Genomic DNA, 9,235 nt, shown 5'->3' with positions numbered 1-9,235 from the left:
CGCGGGCCCGCACCTGCCCGCCCAGCGCCCGCAGACCCCGCGACCCGCCGCCCCCGGCCGCTGAAGGGCACCCCCGCCCCCGCACGTACGCCGAAGGGCGGCCACCCCGTCACGGGATGGCCGCCCTTCATGCTGCTGCTCGCTTACTGGTTGTACGGACCGTAGTCGTAGTCCTCCAGCGGCACGGCCTGCCCGGAGCCCGCGCCGAACGGCGAGTAGTCGATGTCGTCGTAGCCGACGGCCGAGTACATCGCGGCCTTGGCCTCCTCGGTCGGCTCGACCCGGATGTTGCGGTAGCGGGACAGGCCCGTACCGGCCGGGATGAGCTTACCGATGATGACGTTCTCCTTGAGGCCGATCAGGGAGTCGGACTTGGCGTTGATCGCCGCGTCCGTGAGGACCCTGGTCGTCTCCTGGAAGGACGCCGCCGACAGCCAGGACTCGGTCGCCAGCGAGGCCTTGGTGATACCCATGAGCTGCGGACGACCGGAGGCCGGGTGACCGCCCTCCTGGACCACACGACGGTTCTCCTGCTCGAACTTCGAGCGCTCGACCAGCTCGCCGGGCAGCAGCTCGGCGTCGCCGGACTCGATGATCGTCACGCGGCGCAGCATCTGCCGGATGATGATCTCGATGTGCTTGTCGTGGATCGACACACCCTGCGAGTTGTAGACCTTCTGCACCTCGCCGACCAGGTGGACCTGGACGGCGCGCTGGCCCAGGATGCGCAGCACGTCGTGCGGGTTGGTGGCACCCACGGTGAGCTTCTGGCCCACCTCGACGTGCTCGCCCTCGCTGACCAGGAGCCGGGCGCGCTTCGAGATCGGGTAGGCCGTCTCGTCGCTGCCGTCGTCCGGGGTGATGACGATCTTCTTGGTCTTCTCCGTCTCCTCGATCCGCACGCGGCCGGAGGCCTCGGAGATCGGAGCGACACCCTTCGGGGTACGGGCCTCGAAGAGCTCGACGACACGCGGCAGACCCTGGGTGATGTCGTCACCGGCCACACCACCGGTGTGGAAGGTACGCATCGTCAGCTGGGTGCCGGGCTCACCGATGGACTGGGCGGCGATGATGCCGACCGCCTCACCGATGTCGACCAGCTTGCCGGTGGCCAGCGAACGGCCGTAGCACATCGCGCAGGTGCCGACCGCGGACTCGCAGGTCAGGACCGAGCGGGTCTTGACCTCCTCGACGCCCTGGAGGATGAGCTCCTCGATGAGCACGTCGCCCAGGTCGGTGCCGGCCGGGGCCAGCACCTTGCCGTCGACCACGATGTCCTCGGCGAGGCAGCGCGCGTACACGGACGTCTCGACGTTCTCCGCCTTGCGCAGCACGCCGTCCGCGCCGCGCTCCGCGATCCGGAGCTTCAGGCCGCGGTCGGTGCCGCAGTCCTCCTCGCGGATGATGACGTCCTGGGAGACGTCGACCAGACGACGGGTGAGGTAACCCGAGTCGGCGGTACGCAGGGCGGTGTCGGCGAGACCCTTACGGGCACCGTGCGTGGAGATGAAGTACTCCAGCACGGACAGACCCTCGCGGAACGACGCCTTGATCGGCCGCGGGATGGTCTCGTTCTTCGCGTTCGACACCAGACCGCGCATACCGGCGATCTGACGCATCTGCATCATGTTTCCTCGGGCACCCGAGTTGACCATCATGAAGATCGGGTTGGTCTTCGGGAAGTTGCCCGTCATGGCCTCGGCCACGTCGTTGGTGGCCTTGGTCCAGATCGCGATGAGCTCCTGGGTCCGCTCGTCCTTGGTGATCAGACCGCGCTCGTACTGCTTCTGGACCTTCTCGTCCTGCGCCTCGTACCCGCGGACGATCTCCTTCTTCGCCTCGGGGACGACGACGTCGGAGATGGCGACGGTGACGCCGGAGCGGGTGGCCCAGTAGAAGCCGGCCGCCTTCAGGTTGTCGAGCGTGGCCGCCACGATGACCTTCGGGTAGCGCTCGGCGAGGTCGTTGACGATCTCGGAGAGCTGCTTCTTGCCGACCTCGTAGTCGACGAACGGGTAGTCCTCGGGCAGCAGCTCGTTGAAGAGCGCGCGGCCCAGCGTGGTGCGCAGCCGGAAGCTGTCACCCTGCTGCCACTCGGGCTCGCCCTCCTCGCGGGCCGGCGGGGTCCAGCCGCGCGGCGGGATGGTGCCCACCGGGAAGCGGATGTCGACCGGCGCCTGGAGCGACAGCTCGCCGGCGTCGAACGCCATGATCGCCTCGGCGACGGACGCGAAGGAACGGCCCTCGCCCTTGACGTCGCGGCCCTCGTGGTCGGTGGTGAGGAAGTACAGACCGAGGACCATGTCCTGGGTCGGCATCGTCACCGGCCGGCCGTCGGCGGGCTTGAGGATGTTGTTCGAGGACAGCATCAGGATGCGGGCCTCGGCCTGCGCCTCCGCGGACAGCGGCAGGTGCACGGCCATCTGGTCACCGTCGAAGTCCGCGTTGAACGCGGTGCACACGAGCGGGTGGATCTGGATGGCCTTGCCCTCGACCAGCTGCGGCTCGAAGGCCTGGATGCCGAGGCGGTGCAGCGTGGGCGCACGGTTCAGCAGGACCGGGTGCTCCGCGATGACCTCTTCCAGCACGTCGTACACGACCGTGCGGCCGCGCTCGACCATCCGCTTGGCGCTCTTGATGTTCTGCGCGTGGTTCAGGTCGACCAGGCGCTTCATCACGAACGGCTTGAACAGCTCCAGCGCCATCGCCTTCGGCAGACCGCACTGGTGCAGCTTCAGCTGCGGACCGACGACGATCACGGAACGCGCCGAGTAGTCGACGCGCTTGCCGAGCAGGTTCTGGCGGAAGCGGCCCTGCTTGCCCTTCAGCATGTCGCTGAGGGACTTCAGCGGGCGGTTGCCGGGGCCGGTCACCGGGCGGCCGCGACGGCCGTTGTCGAAGAGGGCGTCAACGGCCTCCTGAAGCATGCGCTTCTCGTTGTTGACGATGATCTCGGGCGCGCCGAGGTCGAGCAGCCTCTTCAGACGGTTGTTGCGGTTGATGACCCGGCGGTACAGGTCGTTCAGGTCGGAGGTCGCGAAGCGGCCACCGTCCAGCTGCACCATCGGACGCAGGTCCGGCGGGATGACCGGCACGCAGTCCAGAACCATGCCCTTGGGGCTGTTGGACGTCTGCAGGAACGCGGAGACGACCTTCAGGCGCTTCAGGGCGCGGGTCTTCTTCTGGCCCTTGCCGGTGCGGATGATCTCGCGGAGCTTCTCGGCCTCCTCCTCGAGGTCGAAGGACTCCAGGCGCTTCTGCAGCGCCGCGGCGCCCATCGAGCCGTCGAAGTACGTGCCGAAGCGGTCGCGCAGCTCGCGGTAGAGCAGCTCGTCGCCCTCCAGGTCCTGGACCTTGAGGTTCTTGAAGCGGTTCCACACCTCGTCGAGACGGTCGATCTCGCGCTGGGCGCGGTCGCGCAGCTGCTTCATCTCGCGCTCGGCGCCCTCGCGCACCTTGCGGCGCACGTCGGCCTTGGCGCCCTCGGCCTCCAGCTCGGCCAGGTCGCTCTCCAGCTTCTTGGCGCGGGCCTCCAGGTCGGCGTCGCGGCGCTGCTCGATCTGCTGGCGCTCGACGGAGACGTGGGCCTCCAGCGAGGGCAGGTCGCGCTGACGGCGCTCCTCGTCGACGTACGTGATCATGTACGCCGCGAAGTAGATGACCTTCTCCAGGTCCTTCGGCGCCAGGTCGAGCAGGTAGCCCAGACGCGACGGGACGCCCTTGAAGTACCAGATGTGCGTGACGGGGGCGGCCAGCTCGATGTGGCCCATCCGCTCACGGCGCACCTTGGCGCGGGTCACCTCGACGCCGCAGCGCTCACAGATGATGCCCTTGAAGCGGACACGCTTGTACTTGCCGCAGTAGCACTCCCAGTCCCGGGTCGGACCGAAGATCTTCTCGCAGAAGAGACCGTCCTTCTCGGGCTTGAGGGTGCGGTAGTTGATGGTCTCGGGCTTCTTGACCTCGCCGTGGCTCCACTGACGGATGTCGTCAGCGGTGGCCAGGCCGATCCGGAGCTCGTCGAAGAAGTTGACGTCGAGCACTATGCGTCAATCCCTCTCAGGGTCGTAAGTCTTTCGGTCTGTACGGGGGTCACCGGGGGTGGCGGGCCTTGGTGGCAGGCCCGCCGGACTCCCGTCAGACCTCTTCGACGCTGCTCGGCTCGCGCCGGGACAGGTCGATGCCGAGCTCCTCCGCGGCGCGGAAGACGTCCTCGTCGGTGTCGCGCATCTCGATGGACATGCCGTCGCTGGACAGCACCTCCACGTTCAGGCACAGGGACTGCATCTCCTTGATGAGCACCTTGAAGGACTCGGGGATGCCGGGCTCGGGGATGTTCTCGCCCTTGACGATGGCCTCGTACACCTTCACGCGGCCGGTGACGTCGTCGGACTTGATGGTCAGCAGCTCCTGGAGGGCGTACGCGGCGCCGTAGGCCTCGAGTGCCCACACCTCCATCTCACCGAACCGCTGGCCACCGAACTGGGCCTTACCACCCAGCGGCTGCTGGGTGATCATCGAGTACGGGCCGGTCGAGCGGGCGTGCAGCTTGTCGTCGACCAGGTGGTGCAGCTTCAGGATGTACATGTAGCCGACCGAGATCGGGTCCGGGAACGGCTCACCCGAACGGCCGTCGAACAGCCGCGCCTTGCCGGACGGGAGGACCAGGCGGTCGCCGTCGCGGTTCGGCAGGGTGTGCTGCAGCAGACCCGCCAGCTCGTCCTCGCGGGCGCCGTCGAAGACCGGCGTCGCCACGTTGGTACGCGGCTCGACCTGGTCCGCGCCGATGGCCTGCAGACGCTGCGCCCACTCCTCCGCCAGGCCGGAGACGTCCCAGCCCTGGCTGGCGAGCCAGCCGAGGTGGATCTCCAGCACCTGTCCCGGGTTCATCCGGGACGGCACGCCCAGCGGGTTGAGGATGATGTCGACCGGGGTGCCGTCCTCCAGGAACGGCATGTCCTCGATCGGCAGGATCTTCGAGATGACGCCCTTGTTGCCGTGGCGGCCGGCGAGCTTGTCACCGTCGGTGATCTTGCGCTTCTGCGCCACGTAGACGCGGACCAGCTGGTTCACGCCCGGCGGCAGCTCGTCGCCCTCCTCGCGGTCGAAGACGCGCACGCCGATGACCTTGCCGGTCTCGCCGTGCGGCACCTTCAGCGAGGTGTCACGGACCTCACGGGCCTTCTCACCGAAGATGGCGCGCAGCAGGCGCTCCTCGGGGGTCAGCTCGGTCTCACCCTTCGGGGTCACCTTGCCGACGAGGATGTCACCGGCGATGACCTCGGCGCCGATGCGGATGATGCCGCGCTCGTCGAGGTCGGCGAGGACCTCCTCGGAGACGTTCGGGATGTCCCGGGTGATCTCCTCGGGGCCGAGCTTGGTGTCCCGGGCGTCGACCTCGTGCTCCTCGATGTGGATCGAGGAGAGGACGTCGTCCTGCACCAGGCGCTGGCTGAGGATGATCGCGTCCTCGTAGTTGTGGCCTTCCCAGGGCATGAAGGCGACCAGCAGGTTCTTGCCGAGCGCCATCTCGCCGTTCTGGGTGGCCGGGCCGTCGGCGAGGACCTGGCCCTCGACGACGCGGTCGCCCTCGTTGACGATGACCTTCTGGTTGACCGAGGTGCCCTGGTTGGAGCGGGCGAACTTGGCCAGGCGGTACGTGATGTACGTGCCGTCGTCGTTGGCGGTGGTGATGTAGTCCGCGGAGACCTCCTGGACCACACCGGCCTTCTCGGCCTTGACGACGTCGCCGGCGTCGACGGCGGAGCGGTACTCCATGCCGGTGCCGACGAGCGGGGCCTCCGCCTGGATCAGCGGGACGGCCTGGCGCATCATGTTCGCGCCCATGAGGGCGCGGTTGGCGTCGTCGTGCTCCAGGAAGGGGATCATGGCGGTCGCGACCGACACCATCTGGCGCGGCGAGACGTCCATGTAGTCCACGTCCTCGGGGCCGACGTAGTCGACCTCGCCGCCCTTGCGGCGGACCAGCACGCGGTTCTCGGCGAAGCGGAGGTCGTCCGTCAGCGGCGCGTTGGCCTGCGCGATGACGAAGCGGTCCTCCTCGTCGGCGGTCAGGTAGTCGACCTCGTCGGTGACCTGGCCGTCGACGACCTTGCGGTACGGCGTCTCGATGAAGCCGAACGCGTTGACCCGGCCGTAGGAGGCCAGCGAGCCGATCAGACCGATGTTCGGGCCTTCCGGCGTCTCGATCGGGCACATGCGGCCGTAGTGCGAGGGGTGCACGTCACGGACCTCGAAGCCGGCCCGCTCACGGGAGAGACCACCCGGGCCGAGGGCGTTCAGACGACGCTTGTGCGTCAGCCCCGACAGCGGGTTGTTCTGGTCCATGAACTGGGACAGCTGGCTGGTGCCGAAGAACTCCTTGATGGAGGCGACGACCGGCCGGATGTTGATCAGGGTCTGCGGCGTGATCGCCTCGACGTCCTGGGTGGTCATGCGCTCGCGCACGACGCGCTCCATACGGGCGAGACCCGTACGGACCTGGTTCTGGATCAGCTCGCCGACGCTGCGGATACGGCGGTTGCCGAAGTGGTCGATGTCGTCGGTCTCGACCATGATCGTGCGGCCGTTGTCGCCGACCGTCTCGGTCTCGCCGGCGTGCAGCTTCACCAGGTACTTGATCGTCGCGATGATGTCCTCGACGGTCAGGATCCCGGCGTCCAGCGGGGTGTCCGTACCCAGCTTCTTGTTGACCTTGTAGCGGCCGACCTTGGCGAGGTCGTAGCGCTTGGGGTTGAAGTAGAGGTTCTCGAGCAGCGTCTGCGCGGCCTCGCGCGTGGGGGGCTCGCCCGGGCGCAGCTTGCGGTAGATGTCGAGCAGCGCGTCGTCCTGGCCCTGGGTGTGGTCCTTCTCCAGGGTGGCGCGCATGGACTCGTACTCGCCGAACTCCTCGAGGATCTGCTCGGTGGTCCAGCCGAGCGCCTTGAGCAGGACGGTCACGGACTGCTTGCGCTTGCGGTCGATGCGGACACCGACCATGTCGCGCTTGTCGATCTCCATCTCCAGCCAGGCGCCCCGGGACGGGATGATCTTGGCGGAGAAGATGTCCTTGTCGGAGGTCTTGTCGATGGTGGAGTCGAAGTAGACGCCCGGCGAACGGACCAGCTGCGACACCACGACACGCTCGGTGCCGTTGATGACGAAGGTGCCCTTGTTGGTCATGAGCGGGAAGTCGCCCATGAAGACCGTCTGGGACTTGATCTCGCCGGTCTCGTTGTTGGTGAACTCGGCCGTGACGAAGAGCGGGGCCGCGTACGTGAAGTCGCGCTCCTTGCACTCGTCGATCGAGTTCTTCGGCGGCTCGAAGCGGTGGTCGCGGAAGGTCAGCGACATCGACCCGCTGAAGTCCTCGATCGGGGAGATCTCCTCGAAGATCTCCTCGAGGCCGGACTTGGTGGGGACGTCCTGACCGTTCTCCAGGGCCTCCTCGACGCGAGCCTTCCATGCGTCGTTGCCGAGCAGCCAGTCGAAGCTCTCGGTCTGGAGCGCGAGAAGGTTCGGAACCTCGAGGGGCTCCTTGATCTTTGCAAAGGAGATGCGCAGCGGGGCGGTGCTGGCAGCGTTGTTCGTATTCGCGGTCGAGGCGTTGCGCGAGGCGGCCAAGAGGGGGTCCTTCCGAGGGCTCGGACTCACTACGCGCGTACCGGTCCCCCACCGTGCACGGAGACAGAAATCCCAGGTCGGGGATGATCTGGTCGTCGGTGCTGAGGCGAGGGCAGACCCCTGGTGACGGGCAGGGGACAGCTAACAGGCAGCGCAAAGGGTCAGTGTAGCCACTTGGCCCACTGATGTCCAGTGCGGGGTTTTCGCGACCCTTGTTGTTCTCAACGCCCTCGGCATGCTTGCCCTCAACGCACGTTGATACTGCCCTCTTCGTCGTCGATCCATGCCTCGGATTTCTGGATCCTTGTAACGACGCGTCCTGAGAATTGCGCGCTGCGTGCGGTTCGTCAAGGCCCTCCCCGCCCCCGAGCGGGGCACCCGGAGGGACGACGAAGATCACCATACCTCCCGCGAACGGGGATGCAAGGCAACCGTGGCCGGACCCCGGGAACGCCGAGGAGCGACCACCCGGATGGATGATCGCTCCTCGGTGCGTTCGCGTTACAGCCCTACGGGGCTGTTCTCAGCGCCGCGGAGAGGTCGGAGAGTGTCCGAGCCCCGGAGAGGTCTTACTTGACCTCGACGGAGGCGCCGGCGCCCTCGAGGGCCTCCTTGGCCTTGTCGGCCTGCTCCTTGTTGACCTTCTCCAGAACCGGCTTCGGCGCACCGTCGACCAGGTCCTTGGCCTCCTTCAGGCCCAGGGAGGTCAGCTCGCGCACGACCTTGATGACCTGGATCTTCTTGTCGCCGGCACCGGCGAGGATGACGTCGAACTCGTCCTTCTCCGGCTCGGCCTCGGCGGCGGCGCCACCGGCGGCACCACCGGCGACGACGACCGGGGCGGCCGCGGCGGCGGTGACGTCGAACTTCTCCTCGAAGGCCTTCACGAACTCGGAGAGCTCGATGAGGGTCATCTCCTCGAACTGGGCAAGCAGCTCGTCCTGGGTGAGCTTCGCCATGATGGCGGTCCTTCCACTAAATCGGCAGGTGCCGGATGTACTGGGTGAGGCGGGCGTACGTCGGGCCCGCTGCGACCCGTGCCGCGCTCAGGCGGCGTGGGTCAGGAAGCGAGCCGAATTACTCGGCACCGCCCTGCTCGTCCTGCTTGGCGCGCAGCGCGTCCACGGTGCGGACGAGCTTCGACGGCAGCGCCTGGAAGACGGAGGCAGCCTGGGACTGCTTCGCCTTGAAGGCACCGGCCAGCTTGGACAGCAGAACCTCGCGGGACTCGAGGTCCGCAAGCTTCTTGATCTCGTCGGCGGACAGCGCCTTGCCGTCAAGGACACCGCCCTTGATGACGAGATTGGGGTTGTCCTTGGCGAAGTCACGAAGACCCTTCGCCGACTCCACCGGGTCACCGGTGACGAAGGCGACCGCCGTCGGACCGTTGAACAGGTCGTCCAGCGTCGTGATCCCGGCCTCGTTGGCCGCAATCTTGGTCAGCGTGTTCTTCACCACGGCGTACTGGGCGTTCTCACCGAGCGAACGGCGCAGCTGCTTGAGCTGGGCCACGGTGAGACCGCGGTACTCGGTCAGCACGGCGGCGTTCGAGTTGCGGAACTGATCCGTCAACTCGGCAACCGCGGCAGCCTTGTCGGGCCTCGCCATAGAG

The 9,235-nt window shown here is 67.3% G+C and carries 4 protein-coding genes; all 4 read right to left on the bottom strand.

Going from position 1 to position 9,235, the window contains the following annotated elements; genetic code table 11:
- Positions 1-143: 143 nt before the first annotated feature.
- The 4 genes from ACIBAI_RS03950 to rplJ all read right to left on the bottom strand — a co-directional run bounded on the left by ACIBAI_RS03950 (position 144) and on the right by rplJ (position 9,231).
- Positions 144-4,043 (bottom strand): DNA-directed RNA polymerase subunit beta', encoded by a 3,900-nt coding sequence (locus ACIBAI_RS03950; RefSeq protein ID WP_399030844.1) that lies wholly within the window; start codon positions 4,041-4,043, stop codon positions 144-146.
- A gap of 94 nt (positions 4,044-4,137) precedes the next feature.
- On the bottom strand, positions 4,138-7,623 hold the full coding sequence (rpoB, locus tag ACIBAI_RS03945; protein ID WP_344599555.1) for a DNA-directed RNA polymerase subunit beta: 3,486 nt from the start codon (positions 7,621-7,623) through the stop codon (positions 4,138-4,140).
- 569 nt (positions 7,624-8,192) lie between these two features.
- Positions 8,193-8,582: a 50S ribosomal protein L7/L12 gene (gene rplL, locus ACIBAI_RS03940; RefSeq protein ID WP_399030843.1), complete on the bottom strand. Its 390-nt coding sequence runs from the start codon at positions 8,580-8,582 to the stop codon at positions 8,193-8,195.
- Between the two features lie 118 nt (positions 8,583-8,700).
- Complete coding sequence (rplJ, locus tag ACIBAI_RS03935; protein WP_210922683.1) at positions 8,701-9,231, bottom strand: 50S ribosomal protein L10; 531 nt, start codon at positions 9,229-9,231, stop codon at positions 8,701-8,703.
- Positions 9,232-9,235 lie beyond the last annotated feature (4 nt).

The sequence above is a fragment of the Streptomyces sp. NPDC051041 genome (genome assembly GCF_044456065.1).
GTDB lineage: Bacteria > Actinomycetota > Actinomycetes > Streptomycetales > Streptomycetaceae > Streptomyces > Streptomyces glaucus.
This window is presented reverse-complemented; position numbering and strand designations above follow the sequence as displayed.